Below are 26,188 nucleotides of genomic sequence, written 5' to 3' on the forward strand. Positions count from 1 at the left end.
CGGCGTGCGGCATGATCTGCGCCCGTGCCGGCAGCCGCCGGTGGAGGATCGAGCAGGGAGACGACCGGTGACCGACGAGCTTGTCCGGGTGTACGTGCCGGCGACCGTACCGATGCTGGCCCGCCTGCGCGAGCAGGGGCTGACCACCGACCGGGCGCACGCCGTGACTCCGGCGCTGCGCGAGTGGTACGCGGAGGGCGACGAGGAGGAACTGGAGTACGTCGCGTTCACCAGGGCCGCCCAGGACGCGCTGCACCTGCTCCGGGCCGACCCGGCCGCGCCACGCCGCCGGGTGGTCGTCTCGGTCGACCTGCCCCCGGCAGTGATCGGACGGGGTGACGGTGAGCTGGGTTCCAGCACTGTGACGCTGGCTGACACCGTGCCGGTGGGCGCTGTCGCGGCGCTCCACGTGGACGGCGCGGACGCCGTCGCGGAGGTCGCCGCGGCGGCCGACGTGGTGGCCGAGGCCGACGCTGGCGACCCGGACGCGCAGTTCACCGTCGACGGGGCCGAGGACCACGAGCTGGAGTGGTACGACGTGACGGAGTTGGATCTGCTGCTCCGCGCCACGGACTGAACCAGGCATCCGGCGCCTGAGGCGGGCCGGGCGCGCGCCGTGTCCGGCGGGCCGAGCGAGCCGGCCGGAAGCAGCCAGTGGGCCGCTTGGGCCGGGACCGTATTGGTCGGTCAGCGGGCCGGATCGACCCTCGCCGGGTCGGCGTCGGCACTGTCCGCGTCGACCTCGTCCGGATCGGTCGGCTCAGCCCGGTCGGTCTGGTCCGTCCCGGCGGCGGGAGTGGCCGCAGGAGTGGCGGCAGGACCGGTGGGGGCATCCGGCTCGTCGTCGGGGGTCGGACCGAGCGTGCGGCCGAACGCGATGAGCGCGGTAAGCGCCCCGACGAACAGCACCCAGATGCCGTTGTCCACCCGCGAGGTGCCCAGCGAGGTCTGAGCCACGGCGTCCGCCTCGCTGAGCGCGCTTGCCAGGTCCAGAAGTGACCTGCCGCCGATCCGGATGATCGCCTCGGCGAGCAGCAGGAGCAGCCCCGGCCCGGCGCCGGCGAGCAGGTACGCGGGCCAGCGCAGCGCTGCCGTGCCCGGGTCGCGGCGCAGGGCACGCCGTCGCGCCCAGGTGAGGTAGCCGAAGGCGAGCAGCCCGGCGAGCAGCCCGGCCAGGAGCGATTCGGTGCGCGACACCCACTTGGCGGCGTCCACCAGTGACTGCTGGGTGTCACCCGCGCCGAAGAGGTTGAACAGAGGGTCCCGGGCGCGGCTGAACGCGACCACGAAGATCAGCGTGCCCAGTGCGGCGGTCACCACCGCTCCGACCGCCGGGGCCGTACGCGCGCCGGCGACCGCGCCACCGATGATCGCGGCGGCTGCGGTGGTGCCGGCGATCACGTTTGTGGTCGAGGTGTCGAAGTAGGTGAGGTTGATGGCCAGCGCGGCGGACAGCCCGACCACCATTCCGGCGCCGATCGCGCCGACGAACCGCAGGGTGATCGAGTCGCCGTACCGCCGGGACAGCAGGTTGCCGAAGGCCAGGGCCGTGGCGGCCCCGGCCACCAGCGCGGCCGAGATCACGCCGGGCAGGGCGAACGCGGAGAGGCTGATCGCGGTGATGCCCGCCGCGGACGAGGTGATGGCCTCCCGCGTCGACCAGAGCATCGCGGCGAGCCAGCCGAGCGCCACCAGCGCGAGCACCGCCGCACCCGGCGCGGGCGCCAGACGGCCGTCGGGGGTGGCGTCGACCGCCGGCTGGTCCGACTCCGCGGTTGGGGCGCGGCCGGGCTGCTTGGTCATCGTCTCCCCTTCGAGGCGGCAGGTCACCGCCATTCAGGGTACGCGGGCCCAGCGCAGTGCCCGTCGACCCCGGGACGGGCCCAGCGGGTACGACGGGCCCGGCCGCTCCGGAGCTCCGTCTGGCGAGACCGTGTACGGCTCATTTGTCGAGCCAGGTCGGTAAGGAGGGAAGGGGTGTACCGGTCCTTGACGCCGGGCGGTGGTGACGGTGAGGTGACCAGGTCCGCATGAAAGAATCGGCGGGAGGTCCCTCCGCTGCCCGGCCACCCCGTGCGGCGCCCGGTGTCCGGCCGTCCGGTCGTCGCCCGTGGGTCCGGTTTTCGCCACCGCTGTCGAGTTCGCCAACAGGAGCCTTGATGGACGCCGTGTTCTCCGTACCCGAGCCACGCAACGAGCCGGTTCGCAACTACGAGCCGGGCAGCGGAGACCGGGAGCGGCTCCAGCGGAGGCTTACCGAGCTGGCCGCCGAGAAGATCGACCTGCCGATGACCATCGGTGGCGAGCAGCGGATGGCCGGCGGCGATCCGATCAACGTGGTGCAGCCGCACAAGCACGCCCACGTGCTTGGCGTCACCGCGCACGCCACCCACGACGACGCCCGTACCGCGATCAAGGCTGCCAAGGACGCGGCCCCGATGTGGCGGGCGCTGCCGTTCGAGGAGCGGGCCGCGATCTTCCTGCGCGCCGCCGAACTGCTCGCCGGCCCGTGGCGCGACACGCTCAACGCCGCCACGATGCTCGGTCAGTCGAAGACCGCGATCCAGGCGGAGATCGACGCGGCCTGCGAGTTCATCGACTTCCTCCGGTTCAACGTGCACTTCGCCCGCCGCCTGCTCGAGGAGCAGCCGGCCTCCTCGCCCGGGGTCTGGAACCGCTTCGACCACCGCCCGCTGGAGGGCTTCGTCTACGCGGTCACCCCGTTCAACTTCACGGCGATCGCCGGCAACCTGCCGTCGGCGCCGGCCCTGCTGGGCAACACGGTCATCTGGAAGCCGGGCCCGACCCAGCAGTTCGCCGCGCACTTCACAATGCGACTGTTCGAGGCCGCCGGTCTGCCGCCCGGCGTGATCAACATGGTGACCGGGCGGGGCGAGGAGGTCTCCGACGTCGTACTCGCCGACCCGGACCTGGCCGGCATCCACTTCACCGGCTCGACGAAGGTCTTCCAGCAGCTCTGGCGGACCGTCGGCGACAACATCGCCCGGTACCGGGGCTACCCCCGGCTCGTCGGCGAGACCGGCGGCAAGGACTTCGTGGTCGCGCACACAAGCGCCGACGTGGACGCCCTGCACACCGCGCTGATCCGTGGCGCCTACGAGTACCAGGGCCAGAAGTGCTCGGCGGCCTCCCGGGCGTACGTGCCGCGCTCGCTCTGGGAGGGTGGGCTGCGGGAGCGCCTGGCCGCCACCACCGACTCGCTGACGTACGGCGACGTGGCCGACTTCGGTAACTTCGGCGGCGCGGTGATCGACGACAAGGCGTTCGCCCGGCACACCGCCGCGTTGGAGTTGATCGGCGGTGACGACTCCTGTCGGGTGCTGGCCGGCGGCACCGCCGACGACTCGGTCGGCTACTTCGTCCGGCCGACGCTCTTCGAGTGCTCCGACGCCGCCCACGAGACCTTCACCACCGAGTACTTCGGGCCGATCCTCGGCGTGCACGTGTTCGACGACGCGCGCTTCGACGAGGTGGTCGCGCAGGCCGAGTCGATCGCCCCGTACGCGCTGACTGGGTCGGTCTTCGCCACCGACCGCCGGGTGATCGACGCGGTCGCCGAGCGGATGCGGTACGCGGCCGGCAACTTCTACATCAACGACAAGCCGACCGGCGCGGTCGTCGGGCAGCAGCCGTTCGGTGGTGCCAGGGCCAGCGGCACCAACGACAAGGCAGGCTCCTGGCTCAACCTGGTCCGCTGGCTGTCACCGCGGACGATCAAGGAGACGTTCGTGCCGCCGACCGACCACACGTACCCCCACATGGGCTGACCTGCGGTGGCCCGCCGGCGGCGTGCGCAGCGCCGTCGGCGGGCGACCGAGCGGGCCCAATCCATCGATAGTCCTCAACGGACAGTCTGCCGCCGACAGTGCACATAGGAAGACGTTCGAGTGGCAAACCGTCAAAACCTGGACGCAGACAGCGCAAAGTGGCAGCGTAACGGGCATGGCGGAATCCGGAGTCAACCCCACGGCGGCGGCCCTGCTCGGGCTGCTCCACGAGGGTCCCATGACAGGCGGCCAGCTGATGGCCGCCGCAGAGCGCCGGCTGGCGCCGTACTGGTCGATGACCCGCAGTCAGGTCTACCGGGAGTTGCCGGTGCTTGCCGAGCGGGGTTACGTGCGGCTCGGCAAGCCGGGCCCGCGGATGAGTCAGCCGTACGCGCTCACGGCAAGCGGAAAACGGACATTCTCCCGTTGGCTGGCGGAGAACCCGGGGCGGGACACCATCCGCAACCCGGTCGCGCTCCGGATGGCCTTCGGCAACCTGCACTCCGCCAGCCAGCTCAAGGGCCTGTACGCCTCGGCCAACGAATACCACACCGAGGCCCTGGCGCAGGTGCGTGAGCAGGTCAAGAACGCCAAACGGGACGGCGAGACGTACGACGCCAGCGCGCTGGAGTTCGCTGTCGCCTACCACAAGGCGGCGCTGTCCTGGCTGAAGTCCGCCCCCGCCGGATGATGATCGGCAGGTTCTCGCATACGGAACGAGCTGCTCCGGCTGCGGCACAGTACGCTTGTCTGTCGTGACCGCTGCCGATTACGCCGAACAGCTCAAGGAACTCGACGCGACCCTGCGCAACATCGAGGCCGTCCTCAACCTGGACCGGCTGCACGAGGAGAAGGCCCGCCTGGAGCAGGAGGCGTCCGCCCCTGACCTGTGGGACGACCAGGCCAAGGCGCAGCAGGTGACCTCGCAGCTGTCGTACGTCAACGGCGAGATCAGCAAGCTGGGCAGCCTGCGTTCCCAGCTCGACGACGCCCGCGTGCTGCTGGAGCTGGCCGAGGCCGAGTCCGACCCGGGCGTGCTGACCGAGGTCGAGGTGGAGATCACCGGGCTCACCAAGGCCATCCAGGAGATGGAGGTCCGCACCCTGCTCTCCGGCGAGTACGACTCGCGGGAGGCGCTTGTCGCCATCCGGGCCGGCGCCGGCGGCGTGGACGCGGCGGACTTCGCCGAGATGCTGCTGCGGATGTACCTGCGCTGGGCGGAGCGGCACGGCTACCCGACCGAGGTCTACGAAACCTCGTACGCCGAGGAGGCGGGCCTGAAGTCGGCCACCTTCGCGGTCAAGGTGCCCTACGCCTACGGCACCCTCAGCGTCGAGTCCGGCACCCACCGGCTGGTCCGGATCAGCCCGTTCGACAACCAGGGCCGCCGGCAGACCAGCTTCGCGGGCGTCGAGGTCCTGCCCGTGACCGAGCAGACCGACCACATCGACATCCCCGAGAACGAGGTACGCGTCGACGTCTACCGCTCCTCCGGGCCCGGTGGGCAGAGCGTCAACACCACCGACTCGGCGGTCCGGCTGACCCACATCCCGACCGGCATCGTGGTGACCTGCCAGAACGAGAAGTCCCAGCTACAGAACAAGGCATCCGCGCTGCGGGTGCTCCAGGCCCGCCTGTTGGAGCGCAAGCGCCAGGAGGAGCAGGCCAAGCTGGAGGGTCTCAAGGAGAACGCCGCCGGTTCGTGGGGCGACCAGATGCGCTCGTACGTCCTGCACCCGTATCAGATGGTGAAGGATCTCCGAACCGAGCAGGAGACCGGCAATCCGAGCGCGGTCTTCGACGGCGAGCTCGACGGTTTCATCGAAGCCGGTATCCGCTGGCGCAAGCAGCGGCAGTTGACCGGCGACGGTGCGTGACGGCGTGCGGGCGGAGCGCGTCATCGATCTCCAGGTAGAGGCCTGAATCGACGACGCGCGCCGCTTCGGCGGGACGTGGGGCTTGGCTAAGTTGTTACACCGCGTAGACTCACCACCCGTGATTCAGCTTGAGCAAGTGACGAAGACGTACCCGAAGGCGTCCCGGCCTTCGCTCGACAACGTGTCCGTCTCGATCGAGAAGGGCGAGTTCGTCTTCTTCATCGGTCCATCCGGCTCCGGCAAGTCCACGATCATCAAAATGCTGCTGCACGAGGTCACCCCCAACAAGGGGCGCGTCATCGTCAACAGCAAGGACGTCACCTCGATGCGTTCCTGGAAGCGACCCCACTTCCGGCGCTCGATCGGCTGCGTCTTCCAGGACTTCCGGCTTCTGCCGAACCGCACCGCGTACGAGAACGTGGCGTTCGCCCTTGAGGTGATCGGCAAGACCAAGGCGGTCGCCCGCCGGGTCGTGCCGGAGGTGCTGGAGCTGGTCGGTCTCGGTGGCAAGGAGCACCGCTACCCGCACGAGCTCTCCGGTGGTGAGCAGCAGCGTGTCGCCGTCGCCCGGGCGTTCGTGAACCGCCCGCTGATCCTCCTGGCGGACGAGCCGACGGGAAACCTGGACCCGGACACCTCGATCGAGATCATGCGCCTGCTGGACCGGATCAACCGCACCGGCACGACCGTCGTGATGGTCACCCACGACTCCAACATCGTGAACCAGATGCGCCGCCGCGTCATCGAGATCGAGAGCGGCCGCATCGTGCGTGACCAGGCCCGCGGCGTCTACGGGTGAGCCCCCGCTCCACCCCTGCGCAGCCTGACGACGAACACTTCATGCCGGAGACCCGGAGGAAATCCCGATGCGCGTGAAATACGTCCTGTCCGAGGTACTGGTCGGACTGTGGCGCAACGTGACCATGACCATCGCGATGATCATCACGATGGCGGTCTCGCTGACCATGCTCGGCGCCAGCGGTCTCATGTACCGCCAGGTTGACGACATGAAGGACCTCTACTACAAGAACATCGAGGTTTCGATCTTCTTGAACCAGGAGGTGAGCGAGCAGCAGCGCACCGACCTGAACGCCCAGCTCGACGGCGACCCCCTGGTCAAGAACGTCATCTACGTCAACAAGGACGAGGCGTACAAGAAGTTCCAGGAGATGTACCAGGACGCTCCGGACCTGGTGAACGCCGTCAAGCCGGACCAGCTGCCCGAGTCGTTCCGCCTCAAGCTGAACAACCCGGAGCAGTACAAGGACATCTACGACAAGTACAAGGACACCGAGGGCGTCGACGAGATCGTCGACCAGAGTCGACTGCTCGACAAGATCTTCGACGTCCTCACCGCGATCCAGAACATCGCCCTTGCCGCCGCGATCGTGATGGCTATCGCCGCGCTGCTCCTGGTGGCCAACACCATCCAGGTCGCCGCGTACAGCAAGCGGCGTGAGGTGGCGGTCATGAAGCTGGTCGGCGCGTCCAACTGGTTCATCCAGGCGCCGTTCGTGCTGGAGGCCGTCGTTGCCGGCCTGATCGGTTCACTGCTCGGTCTGGTGGCCCTTGTCGCGGCGAAGTATCTGCTCTTCGACGGGTCTCTCAGAGCGTTGCAGGGTCTGCTCTCGCCGATCAGTTGGGGCGACATCCTGTTCGTGTTCCCGCTGATGGCCGGCGTCGGTGGCCTGGTCAGTGCCGCCACCGCCTGGATCACCCTGCGCTTCTACCTGCGGGTCTAGCTACCGCACGGGTCCTCCCGTCGTCTCCCGAAGGGCCCTCCCGCGCCGGAAATAAACGGCGCGGGAGGGCCCTTGTCATTCAGGTAGCATGATCGGTTGTCCGGGTGGGGTAGCTCGCCACGGACCTTGGAGGAGAGGGGGTGGCACCGATGCCACGGGAAAAGGGGCGCAAGGTGGTCGCCTCCAACAAGAAGGCGCGTCACGACTACTCGATCCTCGACACGTACGAGGCGGGCATGGCGCTCACCGGCACGGAGGTCAAGTCGCTGCGGGCCGGTCGGGCGTCGCTTGTCGACGCGTTCGCGCAGGAGCGCAACGGCGAGTTGTACCTGCACGCGATGCACATCCCGGAGTACACCCAGGGCACCTGGACCAACCACGAGCCCCGGCGTACCCGCAAGCTGCTGCTCAACCGGGGCGAGATCGACAAGCTGCTCGGCAAGACCCGCGAGGGTGGGCTGACAATCGTCCCGTTGCAGGTCTACTTCTCCGACGGGTGGGCCAAGGTGGAGATCGCCCTGGCCAAGGGCAAGAAGTCGTACGACAAGCGGCAGGACCTCGCCAAGCGCGACGCGGACCGGGAGATCGCCCGGATCTCCGGTCGGCGCGGCAAGGGCATGGACGATTAGTTCGTCCCGTTTGTCCGTGTCGACGTGTCGGCCCGGGGCTCGGGATGAAACCCGTTGCGGCAGGCGTTAGTCTTGTCAGTGCCGCCACATCGGCGGCCTGTCGAGGGGGTGACTGGTTTCGACTTCGTACGCAGCGACAGGGGAAGCGAGCCGAGGAAGCCGACGTCGTCTCGAGAATCGGTCGTCGGAAACCAATAAGCGCCAAGAACCAACGCGCTGACTTCGCTCTCGCCGCCTGAGGCGAGTAGTGAGTCTGTCGGCCTGGGAACGCCTTCGTCCCAGTAGCCGGCATCAGCTAGAAGGCTGGCCAATCGGACCCGGTCGCGGGGTCCGTGCGGCGAGATAAATCAGCGACTGGGCCCGTCACACCAACTTGCTCGCGTGAGCGGTGGGGCCGAGTAGAGGCATAGCGAGCTGCGCTCGGAGAAGCCCTGACAAACCGGCGAAGGACCCGGGTTCGATTCCCGGCACCTCCACCACCTCGAACGATGCGCCCCGGCCCACCAGCCGGGGCGCATCGCCGTTTCTACCCGTGTCGACGGCCGGCGCCAGCCGCTCGGCCCGCGCCAGCTCCTTGAGATCGACTCGGCTTCCTTGAAGCCGGGGCATCCGGAGCGCCGGGACACCGCGATTTCAGTGAAACCGAGTCGATCACCGCCGGGGCCTCCGAGGTGGGAGTGACGTCTGTGACCTATGGGGCAGATGAGCCCGCCGGGCCCTCTGGACAGGGCAGGCGGGCGGGGTTCACCATCGCGGTATGGGGTAGCAGCGCAGCCGCGGGAGGTGCCATGGTCACCGGTCCGGTCCAGCAGCCGTCAGTTGCCACACGGGTGTACCCCGTCGGGTTGCCCGGTCAGCCGCGTTCCGCCGGGCTCGCCGGTGACGTGCACGCCCTCGCCCGAGCCGTCGCCGACACCGACGCCGTCGCCGACGCGACGATCGAGTCGTGCTGGCGCGAGAACGTGCTGCGTCGGCTGCGTCCGGTCGGGCAGGGTTTCGCCGAGCACGTCCGGGTCACCGAGGGCCCTTCCGGCCTCTACCGGGAGTTGCTCACCCATTCGCCTCGCCTGGACCACAGGGTTCGGCTGCTGACCCGGGAGCATGCCGCGATCGTCGCCACCATGCTCGCCGTGCAGCGGCTCGCCGAGCGGCCCGAGGCAAGCCTCGACGAGTTGCGGCATCGGGCGGGCCACCTGCTGCGGGCGTTGACCCGGCACCGGCGGCGGGGCGCCGAGCTGCTCTGGCAGGCGTACCAGACGGATCTCGGGGGTGAGACCTGAGGGAACCGGGGTGTCGGCGGGCGCGTCGAACCCGGCATGCGTCGAGAGGTCTTTCTGCTCGTACTCCCGCTGCTCTTCGGGGTTGGGTGCGCCGCGACCGGCGGCGAGCCCGCCGGTGGGCCTGCCGGTCCCGGACGCGGCGCGGAGGCGTTCGACACGCGCGCCACCGAGGTCGCCGAGGCGTGGCGACCAGGAACGGACTGGCGCACCGGGTACGTCCCGTTGCAGGGGCAGACAGTGCTGCCCGGTGACCCGCGCTTCACCTCGGAGACCGAGGCGGCCTTCCGTGCCGGCTGGTACCGGGCACAGGTCCCCATCCCGTCGGCTGGTGTGGGCGACGGGGAGATCCGTTTCCCGGACGGCCGGTCGACAGTGCCGCTGGTAAGCGCCGCCGAGGCGTACCGGCAGCTCGACCAGGGTGACCCGCTGCCGTGCCCGGGTCGGCCCAAGCGGCCCGGCCTGCCCAGCCCGTCCGGCCCCACAGTGGAGCCGGGGCCGGACGGCTGGTCCACCAGCACCACGCAGACCGCCTGCCTCCCGCTTACCGTCACCGGTGTCACGCTCGGCGCGGTGCCGGTACGTACCAGTCGGGGTGAGGCTCAGGTCCCGGCCTGGCTGTTCGCTGTCGACGAACTGGCCACACCGGTGGCCCGGCTCGCGGTCGCGCCCACGGCGGTCACCCCGGTCCCCGAAGCCACCGCGCCGGCACTGCCGCTGGCCGAAGGGCTGGTGGCCGCCCAGGACCTGGTGGCTGTCGACGGGGTACGGCTGACCGTCCGGCTCGGTGTCGGCGCGTGTGACACCGGGATCACGCCGCTGGTGCGGGAACGCCCGGACGTGGTGGTGGTCGGTGGCGCAGTCACCAGGCCCAGCGGCGTGTGCCCCGACATGCTCAAGTTCGAGCCGGTCACCGTCACCCTGACCGCCCCGCTGGGGGCACGGCCGGTGCTGGACGTGGCCACCGGCGCTCCACTGTCGATCGCCGCCCGCTGACGGGCGGCCAAGGTCAGAGGATCTTGGGTATGTCGGTGCTTATCGGCACCGGCAGCACTGTGGGACGGTCGGCGCGTAGCCCGGTGGCGAGCGCCGCGCCGAGCTGGTCGGGGGTTTCTACAACAGCGGTGGCACAGCCGTAGCCGGCAGCTATCGCTGTGACGTCAAGCCCCGGCAGGTCCAGTCCGGGAACCCCCGGGGTGTCCTTCAGTTCGGCGAACGACTTAAGGATCGCGTACTGCTGATTGACCGGGACGATGACCACCACGGGCAGTGACAGGCGCGCGGCGGTCCACAGCGCCTGCACCGAGTAGTGGAACGAACCGTCGCCGATCACCGCCACCACCGGGCGTCCACGCCCGGTGTCCCGCTGCGCCAGCGCCACGCCGACCGCCGCCGGCAGGCCGTAGCCGAGGCCGCCGCTGGCCATCGTGAAGTACGACGCCGGGCGGGTGATCCGCAGCCGACGGCGCAGCGCGGACAGGTTGGACGGGGACTCCTGGACCAGGATGCCGTCGTCGGGCCAGTGCGTCGCCAACGCGGCGAACAGGGCGTCGGCGCTCAGCGGCGCGGTGATCTCCGGCGGTGCGGGGGCGGTCCGGGGTTCCGGGGGCGATCGGTCGGCGGGCGGGACGAGTTCGAGCAGCGCGGTCAGGGTCAGCCCGGGGTCGCCGAGCAGGCTGTCCCCGACCGGGGCGCGGGCGGCCTCGTCCGGGTCGTCGGTGACGTGCAGCAGCCGGGCACCGGCGGGCAGGTGAGCACCGGGAACGTGCGGGTAGTAGCGGAACACCGGGGCGCCGATGACCAGCACCGTGTCGTGCCCGTCCAGTGCCTCGGCCAGAGGCTCGATCGCGAACGGCAACACGCCACGGAAGTTCGGGTGGTCCTCCGGGAAGACGGCCCGTTCCGGTGCGGGTGCGGACCAGACCGGTGCGGCCAGCCGCTCCGCGAGCGTGACCGCCGCCGACCAATTGTCGGAGCGGTCCACCCCCGGCCCGAAGACCAGCACCGGGTTGCGGCTGCCGACCAGCACCCGGGCGAACTCGGCCAACCGCTGCGGATCCGGCCCGAACCGGGTGGCCACCGACCGCGCGACGGGCGCTGCCTCGGCCTGCTTGGCCCAGTCGTCCATCGGCAGGGACAGGAAGACCGGCCCGGCCGGTGGTTGCACGGCTGTCGCGTACGCCCGCAGCAGCGCCGCCGGGATGTCCTGCGCGCGGACCGGCTCGTAGCTCCACTTGACGTACGGCTCGGGCAGCTCGACGGCCCGGCGGCTTGTCAGTCGGGGTTCGAGCAGCAGCATCTCCCGGGTCTGCTGGCCAGCGGTGACGATCAGCGGGGTCTTGTTGTGCCAGGCGGTGACCAGGTTGCCCATGCCGTTGCCGGTGCCGGGGGCGGTGTGCAGGTTGACGTGCGCGGGCATGCCGGTGACCTGGGCGTACCCGTCGGCCATCGCGACCGCCGTGGCCTCGTGCAGGGCATGGACGTAGTGGAAGTCGGCCGGGAAGTCCCGCAGGAACGGCTCCTCGGTGGAACCGGGGTTGCCGAACACGGTGGTCATGCCGAGGCTGCGGAGCACGTCGTACGTCGCGTCCCGGACCGTTGCCATCGCCACCTGCCTCCGTGTCGCGTACGCGCAGGGACGATCGTGGTCGCCCTCCCGACCAGCCGAATCTATCGGGATGTGACGGACCTTTCGGGCGTTTCTCCAGCGTCGGTGATGCTGCTCCGATCACCCGCCGGTCAGACCTTATCCAGCACCCGGAACGCAGGCTAAGGTGCCAGGCATGGCGTTGACGGCGCGGCTGATCCCGACGCACCGTGCGGATCCGACGGGTGGCGGATCCCGGACCGGGGTCACGACTGACGGGTAGGTGGGATGCAGGGAGAGGGCCAGGCGATCGGCGGACGGGCAGTGGAGTCGATGACCGGGCGGCTGCTGGTCGCGACTCCGGCCCTCAAGGACCCGAACTTCGACCGTACGGTGGTGCTGCTGGTCGCCCACGAGCCGGGCGGCGCGCTCGGCGTGGTGCTGAACCGCGCCACCGAGGTGCCGGTCGCCGAAGTGCTGGGCGACTGGAGCGACCTGGCCCGCGAACCGGCAGTGCTCTTCGAGGGCGGGCCGGTGCAGCCCGACTCGGCCATCTGCCTGGCCCGGATGCGGCAACCGCTGCGCCGACTCAAAGGCTTCCACCAGGTGTCCGGCGCGGTCGGCACGATCGACCTCTCAGTCGACCCGGAGAAGCTGCGGGAGAGCGTCGGCGGCATCAGGGTCTTCGCCGGCTACTCCGGCTGGGGCAGCGGGCAGTTGGAGCAGGAGATCGCCGACGGGTCCTGGTTCCTGCTGGACGCCCTGCCCGGTGACGCCTTCGTCGACCGCCCCGACGACCTGTGGCCGATGGTGCTGCGCCGGCAGGGCGGCATGATGGCCGCAGTGGCGCACTTCCCGCCGGACGTGGCGCTCAACTGATCCCGGGCGGCGGGACCCCCGCGAGATGACCATGCCGGCCGGTCTGTGTATAGTTTCCCAGTGCCCGGGCGACCGGGATGACAGCAAGGGGCCGTGGCGCAGCTGGTAGCGCACCACACTGGCAGTGTGGGGGTCAGGGGTTCGAGTCCCCTCGGCTCCACCCTTGCGAAAGCCCTGGTGAGGGAGCGAATCCCTCGCCAGGGCTTTTATCGTTCCTGGCCTCCGACGTCTCGTCGACGACCGGCACCGAGTCGTCGCCCTGCAGAGGTCGTCGCGGACCGCGTCGGCCAGCGCCAGGGCATGCCGACCGGCCGCAGGGCTACCGTGCGCGCCGAGCGGAACGCTGGATGCTCCATTTCGTCAGCGGCTGCAGGGCTTGCACCAATGCCTTGCCGTCCGCACTGAGGTCGTACCGGATTTGCGCCGGCGTGCTGGGGATCACGGTCCGCTCGATGAGCCCGTTTGCCTCGAGTTCCTTCAGACGCTGCGTCAGCAATCGGTCGGAGATGCCGTCGATGGTGGCGCGGTACTCGCCGAAGCGGCGAGCACCTTGGGCGGCGGCGGCCAAGATCGAGCCGGTCCAGCGGCGCCCGATCAGCTCGAGCGCCTCCTGGAAGCTCGGGCAAGTGTCATCGTGGATCGAGCTGCGTTGCGGGCGCAGCGGCTGGGTGTTGGTCATTTCTGCGACCTCCGAGCCTGTGGCTACTTACTAGAAGTAAGTATCTTACCGGTCGTTTGGCGGGACGTGCCGCCCGCCGCATCGTGGATCCATGACCGACTACGGACGCCCACTCTCCTTCGGGCTGAGCCTGGACCCCTCGGCCGCGTCACTGGACCAGACCCGGCACCTCGCGCGTCTGGCCGAGGACGTCGGCCTGGCCCTCCTCGCGGTGCAGGACCATCCCTACCAGCCGGGGCACCTAGACAGCTGGACTCTGATCAGCAGCCTCTCTGTCGCCACGGAGCGCATCTCCTTCTTCACCGACGTGGCGGACCTGCAACTGCGTCCGCCGACGATGCTCGCCAAGGCCGCCGCCTCGCTGAGCGTGCTCACCGACGGTCGCATCCACCTCGGCGTCGGCGGTGGCGCTTTTGCCGACGCGATCGCCTCAATGGGCGGTGTGCCCCGACGCGGCGGACAGATGGTCACCTTCACGGAGGAGTCGCTCATGCTCCTGCGCGCGGCCCTGGCCGCGGACACCGTGCGACTGCAAACCCCCCATCACTCGGTGACCGGCTATCGCGCCGGCCCTCGGCCGCCCAAGCCCGTCGGACTCTGGCTCGGCGCCCAGGGGCCCAAGATGCTGGCGGTCACGGGCAGGTCGGCGGACGGGTGGATCTCGCCGCTGAACATCTATGTGCCGCCGCAGCAGGTGCCCGCCCGCCAGCAGATCATCGATGAGGCGGCTACGGCTGCCGGACGCGCCCCGGAATCGGTTCGCCGAATCTACAACGTGATCGGTGCCATCGGGCACTTCCGGGGCGCCCAGGGGCTCGTGGGTGGCGTGCGCCAATGGGTGGACACGCTCAGCGAGTGGGTGGTCGTCCTCGGGTTCGACACCTTCGTGTTCTGGCCCGTGGCCGACCACGAAAACCAGCTCTCGATCTTTGCCTCCGAGATTGTCCCGGCGGTCCGCGATCGCGTCGAAACCCTCAGGAGTACACGATGACCACGCGCCTTGGCGCCGTCCCGGCCGGCCTGACCGGCAAAATCGTCACCGAGGGCGATCCTCGTTACAGGCTGCTCCGTTCCACGTACACCACCGTCGGCCGGCCCGCAGCAGTCGTCCTCGCCAAGTCGGCCGATGACGTCGCCGCGGCGCTGCGGCTCGCCCGCGAGCGGAATCTCCCTCTCGCGGTCCGCAGTGGCGGGCACGGCCTGTCCGGAAGCGCCACGAACGACAACGGACTCGTCATCGATCTGAGCGCGATGCGCCGCGTCGACGTCCTCGATCGCCGTACGCGCCTGGTACGGGTGGAGGCGGGCGCCCGCTGGGCGCAGGTCGCACAGGCACTCGCCCCGCACGGACTGGCTATCAGCTCCGGCGACCACGGCAACGTCGGTGTCGGAGGCCTGGCAACGGCCGGCGGCATCGGATGGCTCGTCCGGCACTACGGACTCACCATCGACCACGTCCGCGCAGTGGAGGTGGTCCTGCCCGACGGCACCCAGGTCCGCGCCGATGCCGCCACCGAGCCCGATCTGTTGTGGGTGATGCGCGGTGCGGGAGCCGGTGCGGGGATCGCGGTGGCCTTCGAGATCGAGGCCACCGAACTGCGCGACGTCGGGTTCGCCCAGCTCGTCATGCGAGTGGACTCTGCGGGCGGCAACCTGCAGCGCTGGGGTGCCGTCATGGCGGCCGCGCCACGTGAACTGACGACGGCGGTGACACTGGCCTCCCAAGGCATCATGCCGGTCGCCTCCATCACCGCCGTCGTGGCCTCGAACAAGCCGGCCACGATCCAAAAAGCCCTTCAGCCTCTCCTCGATATCAGGGGAATCACGGTCCAACAGGCTCATATCGTCCCGTACTCGAATGTGATCCCAGCCGCGCATCTGCACCCGAATACCGGCCAGATGCCCACCAACACCACCAACGGGCTGTTCGCGGACATCGACCGCGACGCGGCCCGCGCCCTGGTGAAGGCGGTGACGGGCCGCGACCCGGTCCTGATCCAGATGCGCTCACTCGGCGGCGCCGCCAACGACCTTGACCCGGCCGCCACCGCCTACCCGCATCGCCACCACAAGGCGCTTGTCATCGCCTCGACGTTCCCACCGTACGGCCGGAAGGCCCTTTCGACCGCTTGGGGCGCCTTCGCACCGCACGTGGACGGCGGGTACGTGAACTTCGAGAGCCATCCCGATACGAGGACATTCGCTCGCGCCTACCCAGGGCCGACCGGTGACCGGGTCCGCGAGCTGTGGAAGCGCTACGACCCCGACGGCATCCTGCACCGATCTGCAAAGGCCTGACGAGATTCCTCCCTCAACCTCCACGACAGCCCCACGCAACAGGGCGGCACCCGGCTGCCCTTCCCCGCACGAATCCAAGGAGTAGCAGATGAGTTTCCCGTTCCCCGTGCCCGACAAGAACGATCCGCGCTGGACCGCTCGCGGCGGTGTCTTCGTCCGGCGCTCCGAGGGCACCCACAGGTGGCTCGCAGGCGACACCTACACCATCAAGGTCACCGCAGACGACACCAACGGCTCTCTCGGGCTGATCGAAGCCACAGTGCCACCCGGGGCCGGACCGGTTGCACACAGCCACGGCAACGAGGACGAAGCGTTCTACGTGCTGTCGGGCCGCCTGGAGTTCCTCAACGGCGATGAACTCCAGGTGGCCGAGGCCGGTGACTTCGTCTTCATCCCCCGCGGCAACCGGCACAGGTTCAAGAACGTGGGCGACACCGATGCCAGAATGCTGGTCATCTTTACCCCGGGCGGACACGAGAAGTTCTTCGTAGATAACGGAGACGAGCCCCAGCCCGGAGGACAGCCACCCCAGTGGGGCCCGGAACGCTACGCCAGGCTCGTGGACGAGCTGCTTGAGCAGAACGTCACCATTCTCCCTGAGTGAGCGTCCGGGCGTGCTCACACATGGCGACGCCCCGACCGGAAACCTCCCGGTCGGGGCGTCTGCGACTCGATGTCCGTTGCGAGGGCTGATCAGCCCTGACGGCTCTTCCACTGCGGGTTCGCGCGGTTCACCACGATCACCCGGCCGTGCCGGCGGACCACCACCGAACCGGGCTTCTGCTTCAGCGCGCGCAACGAGGTGCGTACCTTCATGTCTGCCTCCTGGCCTGGGGTCTGGCCTCGATCCGTACCGTCTATCGGAACGCCCTGGCCCATGCCGCGATTCCCGCGCCCCCGGCGTCGAACCTTTGCCTCGCCGCGCCCGTACCACTGGCGGGAGGTCAACGTCATGACCGTACGCCGGCTGCTCGTCACGGTGCTGGTCGCCGCCGCGACCGTGCCGCTGGCCGGCACGCCTGCGGCCGCGCACGGCGCCCCGACCGACCCGATCAGCAGGGCGGCGGCATGCGGACCGCAGGGCCGGTACGCGGCCAGCAGCGCCTGCCGGGCGGCCGTCGCGGCGGGCGCTGCGGTCCGGGAGTGGGACAACGTGCGGGTGGCCGCGATCAACGGTAGGGACCGGGAGCGGATCCCGGACGGCGAGCTGTGCAGCGGTGGGCTGTCCGCCTACCGGGGGCTGGACCTGCCCCGCACCGACTGGCCGAGCACCGAGCTGACCGCCGGCGCGAAGTTCACCTTCCGGTACCGGACCACAATCGAGCACCGGGGCAGCTTCCGGCTCTACGTCACCAAGCCCGGATACGACCCGCGAAGGCCGCTGACCTGGGCGGATCTGGAGTCGCGCCCGTTTCTGACGGTGACCGACCCGCCGGTGCGGGCGGGTGCGTACCAGATGGCGGGCCGGTTGCCGGCGGGCCGGAGCGGGCGGCACCTGATCTACACGATCTGGCAGAACTCCAACACCCCGGACACCTACTACTCCTGCTCCGACGTGGTGTTCCGGGCGGCGCGGAGCGGCACGGCGAAGAGCGCGCCGGCTGTCCCGCGTACCACGGCGAGCCGGCCGGCCGCCGCCCAGTCGGCGGTGGCGGCGGCGGCCGACCCGGGCGTGCCTGTGGCGTCGGTACGCGACCTCGACGCGCGGTGGCCGGTGCTGGCCGGCGCGGCTACCGTGCTGGTCCTCGCGTTGCTGATCGGTGTGGGCCGGCGGCGACGCGGAGCGGTCGTCCCGGTCGGCCGGCAGTGCGAGGTACGCAACCACCGTGCCGGGCGGCGCCGGATCTGGTGACCCGACCCCACCCGACATCCGGCGATGCTCAGCCCAGGCGCTCTGTCGAACGGCACCTCACCTGAGGTTCAGCGCCAACGTGTCAGCGCTCGCCCCGCCGCCGCAGGTGAGCGCACCCGCCACGAAGTAGCCGCGATCGCCGACCCGGGCGGCGCCGAGCCCGTGCCGGCCCTGCGGCAGCGGTGACAGCGTGGTCCAGCGGTCCTTGCGGGGGTCGTACGCCGTCACGTCGTCGTAGGTGGTCTCGTCCGGCCGGCACTCGCCGCCGGCGTACACGATCCGGCCGTCGAGCACGACTGCGGCTCCGGCCGAGCGAGGCGTCGGCAAGGGGGCGGCCCTGCTCCACCGTCGAGTGCGGGTGTCGTAGACGTCGTGGCGTGCGAGGCTGTCCTCCCCGTCGGCGACCCGGCCTCCGAACACGTGCACGCGATCGCCGACGACGGCGACTCCCGCGTGGTCGCGCGGCTCGACCGGCAGTGGTGCGGCCGTCGACCAACTGCGTCGCGCCGGGTCGTACACCAGGTGGGTCCGGACGGTGCCGTACCCCATTGAGATCGGCGGATCCGGCAGCGTGACGATCGTGTGGGAGTCGCGTCCACCGAGCAGGTGCAGTTTTCCGTTCACCGCCGCTACGCCGACCGAGCCCAGCTTCTGAGGCATGTCCGGCAGTCGGCTCCAGGCGTCGCGCAGCGGGTCGTAGGCGTAGGCCACCTGCTGTGGGTGCATGTGCACGATGTCGGTGAAGCCACCGAAGGCGTACAGCTTTCCGTTCAGCCCGGCCACGCCGACGTGCGTGAGGGGGCGCGGCAGAGGGGCGTGCTGCCGCCAGCGGTCGGTACGCGGGTCATAGCTGGTGACCAGAGTGGTCGCCCACGTTGGCTGCTCGTCGCCACTCTGCACGGTGCCACCGACGACGTAGACGCGGCCGCCGAGCGCGGCCACCCCCACCTCGGCCCGTGCCGTGCTCATCGGCGCCCTGTCGCTCCACACAGCGCGTTCGTGGCCGGCGGGCGGCATCGCCTGCGCACTGACGGCCGGCGTCACCTGCCCGACGCCCGCGACGGACACGGTCGCTGCCAACGCCGACGCCGCGACGATGCGATAGATCCTCTTTAACATCCTGCTCCCTGCTGGGTAGTTGTCGACGGCGGACGGCTGTCGCCGGTGCCGGTGATGCGGTGCGTCATGCCCGAGGTGCGATCGGGGCCTTCGAGCGACGGCCCCAGGCGACGAAGAGCGCGAGCGCGATGAACACGAAGTTGACTGGCGTGTCCGCGGCCTCCCCCCGGGAGAGGTGGAAGACGATCGCGGAGGCTTGCAGTGCGACGCACCCGAGCGCCGCGAGCACCGTCACTCCTGGCTTGATCCGGGTGAGCGACGGCAGGAGCACGCCGAGCCCGCCGAGGATGTCGAGTGCGGCGGTGGCATAGAACAGACCGGGCGGGACCTCGCCGGCCCAGGCGAACGCCTCGGCGACCTGCTCGATGGGCGTGACGAGTTTCCAGACGCCGCCGCCAGCGAAGATCACTGCGAGGGCTCCCTGGGCGCCCCACAGGCCGATGGTGAGTGCCCTCACGGGCGGTGTCCGCAACAGCGCTTGCGGAGAGTCGGTCATCACGAGGTCCTCTCGGGGTGGGTGAACCGTGCACCGAAACTAGACCAGCCGTCCAGTAATTGACAAGTAGTTCAGAAGTTGCCGCATGGTTTGGTTACTCAGTACTGTCGGTGACTGTGGAGCGGGAAGCCGACAGCGTCGATCCGAGGGTTCAGCGGACCCGGCGAGATGTCGTCGACGTCGCTACGGCGCTCTTCCTGGAGCAGGGTTGGGCTGCGGTGACCCACGCCGAGGTCGCGCAGCGGGCGGGCTACTCCAAGGCGACCATCTATGCGCACTGGCCGACGCGCCTGGACCTGGTCCGGGCGTCGGTCGACCAGATGTGTGCCGCGGTCGGGCACCCCCAGCCGACCGGCGATCTACGCCACGACCTGATCGCGGGTCTGCTCGACTTCGGTCAGGACCTCGCCGACGGGCACCTGGTCAGGGTCTTCGGCGGGCTCCTTGAGCGGGCTGGCAGCGACCCCGTCGTCGACGAGCTGCGCGAGCGGCTCTACGCGGCCGGCACCCGGTCGCTGGACTCTGTCCTCCGCTCCCACCTGCGCGCGGAGGACGTGGAGCCGTCACTGGCGCTACTGGTGGGCGGGGTGCTGATCCGCGCGGGTTTCCAGGCCCAACCGGCGGATCGGCAGTTTGTCGAAGACCTTGTCGATCGGGTCCTGGCAGCGGCGAGGCGCAACGACGGGCGATGACCGGCCGGCCGTTGCCGGGCTGTCCTGTCCAAGCAGCAGCGTTGGCCGGCACCCCGCGATGAGGTGCCGGCCAACGTCGTATCTCGGTATCGGCGGGGCGCTCAGCCCAGCAGCCGGTCGACCTCGGCCAGTTCGTCGGCGGTGAAGTCGAGATTCCCCACGGCGGCGACGTTGGTCTCCAACTGCTCGACGCTGCTCGCCCCGATGATCAGGCTGGTCATCCGCGGGTCACGCAGCGCCCAGGCCAGCGCCAACTGGGCCAGCGACTGGCCCCGCCGCTCGGCGACCGCGCCCAACCCTCGGATGGTGGCCAACTTCTCGTCGCTGAGGTCGCTCTCGTTGAGGAACACGCTGGTGCGCACCCGCGAATCGGCGGGGATTCCGCCCAGGTAGCGGTCCGTGAGCAGGCCCTGGGCCAGCGGGCTGTACGCGATGCAGCCGCCGCCGACCTCCTCCAGCGTGTCGAGCAGGCCGTCGGACTCGGTCCAGCGGTTGAGCATCGAGTACGACGGCTGGTTGATCAGCAGCGGCGTACCCAGCTCGCGCAGGATCGCGGCGGCACGGGCGGTCTGCTCGGAGTTGTAGTTCGAGATGCCGACGTAGAGCGCCTTGCCGGAGCGGACGATGGCGTCCAACGCGCCCATCGTCTCCTCCAGCGGAGTGTTCGGGTCGAACCGGTGCGAGTAGAAGATGTCGACGTAGTCCAGGCCCATCCGGCTCAACGACTGGTCCAACGACGAGATCAGGTACTTGCGCGAGCCCCACTCGCCGTACGGGCCGGGCCACATGAGATACCCGGCCTTGCTGGAGATCACCAGCTCGTCCCGGTACGGCTTCAGGTCGGTGGCGAGCATTCGACCGAAGCTCTCCTCGGCGGCACCCGGCGGCGGGCCGTAGTTGTTGGCCAGGTCGAAGTGGGTGACACCCAGGTCGAAGGCGCGCCGGACGATGTCGCGCTGCCGCTGATGCGGGCGGTCCGGACCGAAGTTGTGCCACAGCCCGAGGGAGACGACGGGCAGCCGCAGGCCACTGCGTCCGCTGCGCCGGTAGGTCATGGTGTCGTAGCGGTCATCCGCGGCGAGGTAGGTCACGATCACGAGCGTAGACCCGCCTTCGACTAGCCGAGTTGAGGCGTTGGAACCCGGACAACGGGGTAGTTTCGACACCATGCGGTTCATCCCCCTCGACACCCCCAAGCCGCTCTCCAAGATCGGGTTGGGCACCTGGCAGTTCGGCTCCCGGGAGTGGGGTTACGGCCCCGACTTCGAACAGCGGGCCGCCCAGATCGTCAGGCGCGCCATCGAGCTGGGCGTGACCGTCTTCGACTCTGCCGAGGTCTACGGGTTCGGGCGCAGCGAGCGGATCCTCGGCGCGGCACTCGGCGACGACCGGCCGAAGGTCACCATCGCCACCAAGATCTTCCCGGTGCTGCCAGTGGCCGCAGTGGTGCAGCAGCGGGCCGTCGCCTCGGCCGGCCGGCTCGGCGTCACCACCCTCGACCTCTACCAGGTGCACCAGCCCAACCCGCTCGTCGCCGACCACACCACAATGCGCGGCATGCGGACATTGCAGGACGTCGGTCTGGTCTCCGAAGTAGGCGTCAGCAACTACGGGCTGCGCCGCTGGCAGGCCGCCGAGGCCGCACTCGGCCGGCGGGTGCTCAGCAACCAGGTCCGCTACAGCATGCTGGACCGCGCGCCCGAGCAGGACCTGCTGCCGTACGCCCGGCAGGCCGGCCGGGTCGTCATCGCGTACAGCCCGCTGGCCCAGGGCTTCCTGTCCGGCCGCTACGACGCCAAGAACCCGCCGACCGGCGCGGTCCGGCGGGCCAACCCGTACTTCCTGCCCGAAAATCTGGAACGCGGCGGGGTTCTGATCGACACCCTGCGCCAGATCGCCGACGCCCACGACGCCACCCCCAGCCAGATCGCCCTCGCGTACCTGCTGCGCCACCCCAACGTGCTGGCCATCCCCGGCGCGTCCGGCGTGGAGCAGATGGAACGCAACGCCGCAGCCGCCGACATCGACCTCGCCGACGACGAGTACGCGGCGCTTGTCGAGGCCGCCAAACGGTTCCGCCCGGTCACCGGGCTCGCCGCGATGCCCCGGATGCTGCGGGCCCGGTTCGCCGGCCCATCGGGAAAGTGAGCACAGTGGACGACATCACCGCACTGATACTTGACGACCACGCCTCCTTCCGGCGTGGCTTCGCCCGCCTCGACGACGCCCGCGACGAGCAGGAACTGCTCGCCATCTGGGACGCCCTCGCCCTGCACCTGGACATCCACGCCGAGGCAGAAGAGGCGATCCTCTACCCGCACCTGGTCAAGCACGGCGACGACGGGGAAGACGAGACCGCCGACGCCATCGGCGACCACAACAAGATCCGGGACGCCATCGCCGAGGCCAAACTGCACCCGGTCGGCTCGAAACCCTGGTGGGAGGCCGTCGGCACGGCCCGCCGGGAGAACAGCGAGCACCTGGCCGAGGAAGAGGACGAGGCGTTGCCCGACTTCCGTCGGCACGCCAGCACCGAACTGCGGGCCGAGCTGGGCCAGCGGTGGCTGACCTTCTACGGCGAGCACAAGGCCGGCCGCAATCTGTCGTTCCACGACAAGGACCCGCAGCGGTACGTCGCCGACCACCGCTGAGCGTCATGGCATCGATACTGTCGGTTCTGCGGTCCTTCTTGTCGTTTGCGGTTATTTCAGGGCCTTGAATGAACGTGAGCTAGCGTGGATCGGGTGACTGCGCCTAACTCGGTAATCCCGGTTCCACCGGCCGACCTGCCCGGCACGCTCGGCGCGCTGCGGGCCGCCGGTCACCAGTACCGCACCGTCAAGCAGGAACTCCGCGACAACCTCCTCGCCCGGATGCGCTTCGGCGAGACCCGCTTTCCCGGCATCGTCGGATACGACGACACAGTGCTGCCCGAGGTCGAGCGGGCGTTGCTCGCCGGCCACGACATGGTCCTGCTCGGCGAACGGGGCCAGGGCAAGACCCGCCTCATCCGTGCACTGGTTGCGCTGCTCGACGAGTGGACCCCGGTGATCCCCGGCTCGGTGCTCAACGAGCACCCGATGCGTCCGCTCACCCCCGCGTCCCGCGCCCAGGTCACCGAGGCCGGCGACGACCAGCCGGTCGGCTGGCTGCACCGCTCGATGCGGTACGGCGAGAAACTCGCCACCCCCGACACCAGCGTCGGCGACCTGATCGGCGACGTCGACCCGATCCGGATCGCCCAGGGGCGCACCCTCGGCGACCCGGAAACCATCCACTTCGGGCTGGTGCCCCGCACCAACCGGGGCATCTTCGCCGTCAACGAGCTGCCCGACCTGGCCGAACGCATCCAGGTGGCACTGCTCAACGTGCTGGAGGAGCGGGACATCCAGGTCCGGGGCTACCAGTTGCGGCTGCCACTGGACCTGCTCCTGGTGGCCAGCGCCAACCCGGAGGACTACACCAACCGCGGTCGGATCATCACACCTCTCAAGGACCGGTTCGGCGCGGAGATCCGTACCCACTACCCGGTCGACCTGGAGTTGGAGCTGGCACTGATCCGGCAGGAGGCCGACCTGGTCGCCGAGGTGCCGGAGCACGTGCTGGAGGTGTTGGCCCGTTTCGCCCGCGCGGTGCGGGAGTCGCCGTCGGTCGACCCCCGCTCGGGCGTCTCCGCCCGGTTCGCGATCGCCGCAGCGGAGACCGTCGCCGGTGCCGCGCTGCGCCGCGCCGGTCTGCTGGCCGCCGCCGGCAAGGTGTTAGGAGGGGCCCCCTCTACAACGGAAAGCGATAACAAGGGGCCCTTCCTTGCATCGGAGGCGGCGGTGGCGCGCGTTGGTGACGCGGTGTCGGTGACCAGCACCCTGCGCGGCAAGGTCGAGTTCGAGAGCGGCGAGGAGGGGCGGGAGATCGAGATCCTCGCCCACCTGCTGCGCACCGCGACCGCCGAGACGTTCCGGGGCCGCCTGGCCGGGCTGGACCTGTCCGGGTTCACCGCCCTCGTCGAGGAGGGCGCGGCCATCGAGACCGGTGAACTGGTCGGCTCCGCCGAGGTGCTGCGCCAGGTGGGCACCGTACCCGGGCTGGCCAAGGTCATGGACCGGCTCGGCCTGGGCGACGCGCCCACCCCGGAGGAGGCTGCCGCCGCCGTCGAGTTCGTGCTGGAAGGGCTGCACCTGACCCGCCGGCTCGGCAAGGACGTCACCGACTCGGGGCGCACCGTCTACGGCGGCCGGGACTGACGGTGGCCGGCAACCGGTTCCGGTACGGGCAGTGGCGCGGCGGACCCGACCCGCTCGCGCCCCCGTACGACGTGCAAGAGGCGGTGGACGCGGTCGGCGCCGAGGTGCTGGCCGGCGGCAGCCTGCGCGAGGCGCTGCGCGACCTGCTGCGTCGTGGCCAGCAGGGGCGTGGTGGCCTCGACGACCTGGCGGCCAGGGCGCGACGGCTGCGCCGGGAGGCGCTGCGCCGGGGCGACCTGGACGGCGCCGTGACCCGGGCTCGTGCCCTGCTCGACCAGGCACTCGCCGCCGAGCGGGACGAGCTGCGGGGCCGCGACGACGACAACGCGCGGTTCGCCGAGGCGGTGCTCGACAACCTGCCCCGGTCCACCGCGCGGGCGGTGGAGGAACTGGCCAGCTACCAGTGGGCCAGCGAGGACGCCCGCCGGTCGTACCAGCAGATCCTCGACCAGCTCCGCGACGACGTCCTCGGTCAGCGGTTCGCGGGGCTGCGTGACGCGGTACGCGCGTCCGCCGATCCGGCCGCGCAGCAGCGGCTGGCCGAGATGATGCGCGACCTCAACGACCTGCTGGCCCGGCACGGTCGCGCAGAGGACACCACCGACGCGTTCGCCGAGTTCATGCGCCGGCACGGCGAGTTCTTCCCGGAGCGGCCGGGAACGGTCGACGAGCTGATCGACGTACTGGCCCGCCGGTCGGCGGCGGGCGAGCGGCTGATGAACTCGCTCTCCGAGCGGCAGCGCGCCGAGTTGGCCGGTCTGATGCAGCAGTCGTTGGGGGACCGGTTGGCGGGGGAGTTGTCCGCACTGGACGCGAACCTGCGGGCGCTGCGGCCGGATCTGCGGTGGGGGCGCGGCGAGCGGGTCCGGGGTGAGCAACCACTGGACTACGCCGACGCGGCCGGGGCGCTCGGCGAGATCGGTGAGCTGGACGATCTGCTGGACCAGCTCGACCAGGAGCACCCCGGGGCCACCCTGGACGACGTGGACGTCGACGCGGTCGCCCGCACCCTGGGCCGGGACGCCGCCGATGACGTGCGCCGGCTGCGCGAGCTGGAACGGGAGTTGCGGCGGCAGGGCTGGGTGAGCCGGGACGCGGACGGGCTCACGTTGAGCCCGAAGGCGCTGCGCCGGCTCGGCGGGACCGCACTGCGGCGGGTCTTCGCCGAGCTGACCGCCGGCCCGCGCGGCCAGCACGACCTGCGCTCGGCGGGTGCCGCCGGCGAGGTCAGCGGCGCGTCCCGACCCTGGGAGTACGGCGACGAGCAGCCAATCGACGTCGTACGCACCCTGACGCGGGCGGTCACCCGGGCCGGGCCGAGCGTGCCGGTGCAGCTCGCGGTGGACGACTTCGAGGTGCTGGAGACCGAGAAGCGGGCGTCCGCGGCGGTGGTTCTCTGCGTCGACCTGTCGTACTCGATGATCTCGCAGGGGCGTTGGGGGCCGATGAAGCAGACGGCGCTGGCGCTTGCCCACCTCATGGAGACGCGTTTCCCGCAGGACGCCTTGCAGATCGTCGGCTTCGGCCGGGAGGCGATGACGCTCACCCAGCAGGAGTTGGCAGCGGTCGAGCCGGACATGCAGCAGGGCACCAACCTCCAGCACGCGTTGCGGCTGGCCGGTCGGCACCTGCGCCGGCACCCGGACGCCGAGCCGGTGGTGCTGGTGGTCACCGACGGTGAGCCGACAGCGCATCTGGATCCGGACGACGGGGAGGCGCTGTTCCACTGGCCGCCGCTGCCGGAGACGATCGAGGCGACCGTCCGGGAGGTCGACCGGCTCAGCCGCTACGGCGCAACGCTCAACCTGTTCATGCTCGGGGACGATCCGGGCCTGCGCCGCTTCGTCGACGCGGTGGCCCGCCGCAGCCGAGGCCGCATGTTCACCCCCGATACGGACGACCTGGGCGAGTACGTGGTGTCCGACTACCTCCGCTCCCGCCAACCCCGCCGCTAACCCCAGCCCAATCCCGTCGATCATGGAGTTGTGGTGGGTGACAAAAGCCTCACGTCCGGGTGAACCGGGCACCACAA

General features: G+C 70.2%; 26 protein-coding genes, 1 tRNA gene and 1 other RNA gene. 21 read left to right on the plus strand and 7 right to left on the minus strand.

Going from position 1 to position 26,188, the window contains the following annotated elements; translation table 11 throughout:
• Window positions 1-67 precede the first annotated feature (67 nt).
• On the plus strand, window positions 68-577 hold the full coding sequence (locus ACPXB1_RS02665; RefSeq protein ID WP_355592457.1) for a DUF6912 family protein: 510 nt from the start codon (window positions 68-70) through the stop codon (window positions 575-577).
• Window positions 578-687: 110 nt separating this feature from the next.
• Here ACPXB1_RS02665 and ACPXB1_RS02670 read toward each other — a convergent pair whose 3' ends face one another.
• Complete coding sequence (locus ACPXB1_RS02670) at window positions 688-1,803, minus strand: hypothetical protein (protein ID WP_355592455.1); 1,116 nt, start codon at window positions 1,801-1,803, stop codon at window positions 688-690.
• A gap of 356 nt (window positions 1,804-2,159) precedes the next feature.
• On the opposite strand from ACPXB1_RS02670, the gene pruA reads away from it, so the two are divergent.
• The 9 genes from pruA (at window position 2,160) to ACPXB1_RS02715 (ending at window position 10,309) form a co-directional block, all read left to right on the plus strand.
• Window positions 2,160-3,788, plus strand: coding sequence for an L-glutamate gamma-semialdehyde dehydrogenase (gene pruA, locus ACPXB1_RS02675; protein ID WP_355592453.1), 1,629 nt, complete (start codon window positions 2,160-2,162; stop codon window positions 3,786-3,788).
• Window positions 3,789-3,963: 175 nt separating this feature from the next.
• Window positions 3,964-4,479 carry a PadR family transcriptional regulator gene (locus ACPXB1_RS02680; protein WP_355592451.1) on the plus strand — a complete coding sequence of 172 codons (516 nt, stop codon included), beginning with the start codon at window positions 3,964-3,966 and terminating at the stop codon, window positions 4,477-4,479.
• A 64-nt stretch (window positions 4,480-4,543) separates the two neighbouring features.
• Window positions 4,544-5,665 (plus strand): peptide chain release factor 2, encoded by a 1,122-nt coding sequence (gene prfB, locus ACPXB1_RS02685; protein ID WP_053657278.1) that lies wholly within the window; start codon window positions 4,544-4,546, stop codon window positions 5,663-5,665.
• 118 nt (window positions 5,666-5,783) lie between these two features.
• On the plus strand, window positions 5,784-6,464 hold the full coding sequence (gene ftsE, locus ACPXB1_RS02690) for a cell division ATP-binding protein FtsE (protein WP_007455859.1): 681 nt from the start codon (window positions 5,784-5,786) through the stop codon (window positions 6,462-6,464).
• Between the two features lie 67 nt (window positions 6,465-6,531).
• Window positions 6,532-7,407, plus strand: a complete 876-nt coding sequence (gene ftsX / locus ACPXB1_RS02695; RefSeq protein ID WP_355592449.1) for a permease-like cell division protein FtsX — start codon at window positions 6,532-6,534, stop codon at window positions 7,405-7,407.
• A 149-nt stretch (window positions 7,408-7,556) separates the two neighbouring features.
• Window positions 7,557-8,036: an SsrA-binding protein SmpB gene (gene smpB / locus ACPXB1_RS02700; protein WP_167945801.1), complete on the plus strand. Its 480-nt coding sequence runs from the start codon at window positions 7,557-7,559 to the stop codon at window positions 8,034-8,036.
• Window positions 8,037-8,140: 104 nt separating this feature from the next.
• Window positions 8,141-8,515: a transfer-messenger RNA gene (ssrA, locus tag ACPXB1_RS02705) on the plus strand.
• 309 nt (window positions 8,516-8,824) lie between these two features.
• A complete protein-coding gene (locus tag ACPXB1_RS02710; protein ID WP_355592447.1) occupies window positions 8,825-9,316 on the plus strand; it encodes a hypothetical protein in 492 nt (163 codons plus the stop codon).
• 36 nt (window positions 9,317-9,352) lie between these two features.
• A complete protein-coding gene (locus ACPXB1_RS02715) occupies window positions 9,353-10,309 on the plus strand; it encodes a hypothetical protein (RefSeq protein WP_355592445.1) in 957 nt (318 codons plus the stop codon).
• Between the two features lie 13 nt (window positions 10,310-10,322).
• Here ACPXB1_RS02715 and mdlC read toward each other — a convergent pair whose 3' ends face one another.
• Window positions 10,323-11,918 (minus strand): benzoylformate decarboxylase, encoded by a 1,596-nt coding sequence (gene mdlC, locus ACPXB1_RS02720; RefSeq protein WP_355592443.1) that lies wholly within the window; start codon window positions 11,916-11,918, stop codon window positions 10,323-10,325.
• A gap of 270 nt (window positions 11,919-12,188) precedes the next feature.
• On the opposite strand from mdlC, the gene ACPXB1_RS02725 reads away from it, so the two are divergent.
• The gene (locus tag ACPXB1_RS02725; RefSeq protein WP_053657262.1) at window positions 12,189-12,779 is read left to right on the plus strand and encodes a YqgE/AlgH family protein; all 591 of its coding nucleotides are present in this window, start codon (window positions 12,189-12,191) and stop codon (window positions 12,777-12,779) included.
• Between the two features lie 87 nt (window positions 12,780-12,866).
• A tRNA-Ala gene (locus ACPXB1_RS02730) sits at window positions 12,867-12,939 on the plus strand.
• Window positions 12,940-13,098: 159 nt separating this feature from the next.
• Here the strand turns inward: ACPXB1_RS02730 and ACPXB1_RS02735 are convergent.
• Window positions 13,099-13,458 carry a winged helix-turn-helix transcriptional regulator gene (locus ACPXB1_RS02735; RefSeq protein WP_355629170.1) on the minus strand — a complete coding sequence of 120 codons (360 nt, stop codon included), beginning with the start codon at window positions 13,456-13,458 and terminating at the stop codon, window positions 13,099-13,101.
• A gap of 91 nt (window positions 13,459-13,549) precedes the next feature.
• On the opposite strand from ACPXB1_RS02735, the gene ACPXB1_RS02740 reads away from it, so the two are divergent.
• From ACPXB1_RS02740 to ACPXB1_RS02750, 3 genes are all read left to right on the plus strand, one after another.
• Window positions 13,550-14,449: an LLM class flavin-dependent oxidoreductase gene (locus ACPXB1_RS02740; RefSeq protein ID WP_355629172.1), complete on the plus strand. Its 900-nt coding sequence runs from the start codon at window positions 13,550-13,552 to the stop codon at window positions 14,447-14,449.
• Window positions 14,446-15,756 carry an FAD-binding oxidoreductase gene (locus ACPXB1_RS02745; protein WP_355629174.1) on the plus strand — a complete coding sequence of 437 codons (1,311 nt, stop codon included), beginning with the start codon at window positions 14,446-14,448 and terminating at the stop codon, window positions 15,754-15,756. The genes ACPXB1_RS02740 and ACPXB1_RS02745 overlap by 4 nt, the downstream gene beginning before the upstream one ends.
• 88 nt (window positions 15,757-15,844) lie before the next feature.
• Window positions 15,845-16,360 carry a quercetin 2,3-dioxygenase gene (locus tag ACPXB1_RS02750; protein ID WP_355629177.1) on the plus strand — a complete coding sequence of 172 codons (516 nt, stop codon included), beginning with the start codon at window positions 15,845-15,847 and terminating at the stop codon, window positions 16,358-16,360.
• A gap of 89 nt (window positions 16,361-16,449) precedes the next feature.
• Here the strand turns inward: ACPXB1_RS02750 and ACPXB1_RS02755 are convergent, their stop codons facing one another.
• Window positions 16,450-16,572: a ribosomal protein bL36 gene (locus tag ACPXB1_RS02755; protein WP_053657252.1), complete on the minus strand. Its 123-nt coding sequence runs from the start codon at window positions 16,570-16,572 to the stop codon at window positions 16,450-16,452.
• 136 nt (window positions 16,573-16,708) lie between these two features.
• Here ACPXB1_RS02755 and ACPXB1_RS02760 point away from each other — a divergent pair, with 136 nt between their 5' ends.
• On the plus strand, window positions 16,709-17,608 hold the full coding sequence (locus ACPXB1_RS02760; RefSeq protein WP_355592433.1) for a lytic polysaccharide monooxygenase auxiliary activity family 9 protein: 900 nt from the start codon (window positions 16,709-16,711) through the stop codon (window positions 17,606-17,608).
• A 57-nt stretch (window positions 17,609-17,665) separates the two neighbouring features.
• Here ACPXB1_RS02760 and ACPXB1_RS02765 read toward each other — a convergent pair whose 3' ends face one another.
• Window positions 17,666-18,727: a Kelch repeat-containing protein gene (locus ACPXB1_RS02765; protein ID WP_355592431.1), complete on the minus strand. Its 1,062-nt coding sequence runs from the start codon at window positions 18,725-18,727 to the stop codon at window positions 17,666-17,668.
• A gap of 64 nt (window positions 18,728-18,791) precedes the next feature.
• On the minus strand, window positions 18,792-19,223 hold the full coding sequence (locus ACPXB1_RS02770) for a DoxX family protein (protein WP_355592429.1): 432 nt from the start codon (window positions 19,221-19,223) through the stop codon (window positions 18,792-18,794).
• A gap of 116 nt (window positions 19,224-19,339) precedes the next feature.
• Between ACPXB1_RS02770 and ACPXB1_RS02775 the strand changes: the two genes are divergently transcribed.
• The gene (locus ACPXB1_RS02775; RefSeq protein WP_355592427.1) at window positions 19,340-19,915 is read left to right on the plus strand and encodes a TetR/AcrR family transcriptional regulator; all 576 of its coding nucleotides are present in this window, start codon (window positions 19,340-19,342) and stop codon (window positions 19,913-19,915) included.
• Window positions 19,916-20,016: 101 nt separating this feature from the next.
• On the opposite strand, the gene mgrA is transcribed toward ACPXB1_RS02775, so the two are convergent.
• Window positions 20,017-21,012, minus strand: coding sequence for an L-glyceraldehyde 3-phosphate reductase (gene mgrA / locus ACPXB1_RS02780; RefSeq protein WP_355592425.1), 996 nt, complete (start codon window positions 21,010-21,012; stop codon window positions 20,017-20,019).
• A gap of 70 nt (window positions 21,013-21,082) precedes the next feature.
• Between mgrA and ACPXB1_RS02785 the strand changes: the two genes are divergently transcribed.
• The 4 genes from ACPXB1_RS02785 (at window position 21,083) to ACPXB1_RS02800 (ending at window position 26,111) form a co-directional block, all read left to right on the plus strand.
• Complete coding sequence (locus ACPXB1_RS02785; RefSeq protein ID WP_355592423.1) at window positions 21,083-22,063, plus strand: aldo/keto reductase; 981 nt, start codon at window positions 21,083-21,085, stop codon at window positions 22,061-22,063.
• A complete protein-coding gene (locus ACPXB1_RS02790; protein ID WP_355592421.1) occupies window positions 22,060-22,566 on the plus strand; it encodes a hemerythrin domain-containing protein in 507 nt (168 codons plus the stop codon). The genes ACPXB1_RS02785 and ACPXB1_RS02790 overlap by 4 nt, the downstream gene beginning before the upstream one ends.
• Window positions 22,567-22,650: 84 nt before the next feature.
• Window positions 22,651-24,156, plus strand: a complete 1,506-nt coding sequence (locus tag ACPXB1_RS02795; RefSeq protein ID WP_425734739.1) for a magnesium chelatase — start codon at window positions 22,651-22,653, stop codon at window positions 24,154-24,156.
• Window positions 24,157-24,158: 2 nt separating this feature from the next.
• Window positions 24,159-26,111, plus strand: coding sequence for a VWA domain-containing protein (locus tag ACPXB1_RS02800; RefSeq protein WP_425734740.1), 1,953 nt, complete (start codon window positions 24,159-24,161; stop codon window positions 26,109-26,111).
• Window positions 26,112-26,188 lie beyond the last annotated feature (77 nt).

The organism is Micromonospora sp. DT68 (assembly GCF_049847245.1).
Classification (GTDB): Bacteria; Actinomycetota; Actinomycetes; order Mycobacteriales; family Micromonosporaceae; genus Micromonospora; species Micromonospora profundi.

What these genes read in the sequence shown, in the direction of transcription:
- ACPXB1_RS02670 (WP_355592455.1), bottom strand. Translation starts at nt 1,803, where the DNA reads ATGACCAAGCAGCCCGGCCGCGCCCCAACCGCGGAGTCGGACCAGCCG.
- pruA (WP_355592453.1), top strand. Translation starts at nt 2,160, where the DNA reads ATGGACGCCGTGTTCTCCGTACCCGAGCCACGCAACGAGCCGGTTCGC.
- ACPXB1_RS02680 (WP_355592451.1), top strand. Translation starts at nt 3,964, where the DNA reads ATGGCGGAATCCGGAGTCAACCCCACGGCGGCGGCCCTGCTCGGGCTG.
- ftsX (WP_355592449.1), top strand. Translation starts at nt 6,532, where the DNA reads ATGCGCGTGAAATACGTCCTGTCCGAGGTACTGGTCGGACTGTGGCGC.
- smpB (WP_167945801.1), top strand. Translation starts at nt 7,557, where the DNA reads ATGCCACGGGAAAAGGGGCGCAAGGTGGTCGCCTCCAACAAGAAGGCG.
- ACPXB1_RS02710 (WP_355592447.1), top strand. Translation starts at nt 8,825, where the DNA reads ATGGTCACCGGTCCGGTCCAGCAGCCGTCAGTTGCCACACGGGTGTAC.
- ACPXB1_RS02715 (WP_355592445.1), top strand. Translation starts at nt 9,353, where the DNA reads ATGCGTCGAGAGGTCTTTCTGCTCGTACTCCCGCTGCTCTTCGGGGTT.
- mdlC (WP_355592443.1), bottom strand. Translation starts at nt 11,918, where the DNA reads ATGGCAACGGTCCGGGACGCGACGTACGACGTGCTCCGCAGCCTCGGC.
- ACPXB1_RS02725 (WP_053657262.1), top strand. Translation starts at nt 12,189, where the DNA reads ATGCAGGGAGAGGGCCAGGCGATCGGCGGACGGGCAGTGGAGTCGATG.
- ACPXB1_RS02735 (WP_355629170.1), bottom strand. Translation starts at nt 13,458, where the DNA reads ATGACCAACACCCAGCCGCTGCGCCCGCAACGCAGCTCGATCCACGAT.
- ACPXB1_RS02740 (WP_355629172.1), top strand. Translation starts at nt 13,550, where the DNA reads ATGACCGACTACGGACGCCCACTCTCCTTCGGGCTGAGCCTGGACCCC.
- ACPXB1_RS02745 (WP_355629174.1), top strand. Translation starts at nt 14,446, where the DNA reads ATGACCACGCGCCTTGGCGCCGTCCCGGCCGGCCTGACCGGCAAAATC.
- ACPXB1_RS02750 (WP_355629177.1), top strand. Translation starts at nt 15,845, where the DNA reads ATGAGTTTCCCGTTCCCCGTGCCCGACAAGAACGATCCGCGCTGGACC.
- ACPXB1_RS02755 (WP_053657252.1), bottom strand. Translation starts at nt 16,572, where the DNA reads ATGAAGGTACGCACCTCGTTGCGCGCGCTGAAGCAGAAGCCCGGTTCG.
- ACPXB1_RS02760 (WP_355592433.1), top strand. Translation starts at nt 16,709, where the DNA reads ATGACCGTACGCCGGCTGCTCGTCACGGTGCTGGTCGCCGCCGCGACC.
- ACPXB1_RS02765 (WP_355592431.1), bottom strand. Translation starts at nt 18,727, where the DNA reads ATGTTAAAGAGGATCTATCGCATCGTCGCGGCGTCGGCGTTGGCAGCG.
- ACPXB1_RS02770 (WP_355592429.1), bottom strand. Translation starts at nt 19,223, where the DNA reads ATGACCGACTCTCCGCAAGCGCTGTTGCGGACACCGCCCGTGAGGGCA.
- ACPXB1_RS02785 (WP_355592423.1), top strand. Translation starts at nt 21,083, where the DNA reads ATGCGGTTCATCCCCCTCGACACCCCCAAGCCGCTCTCCAAGATCGGG.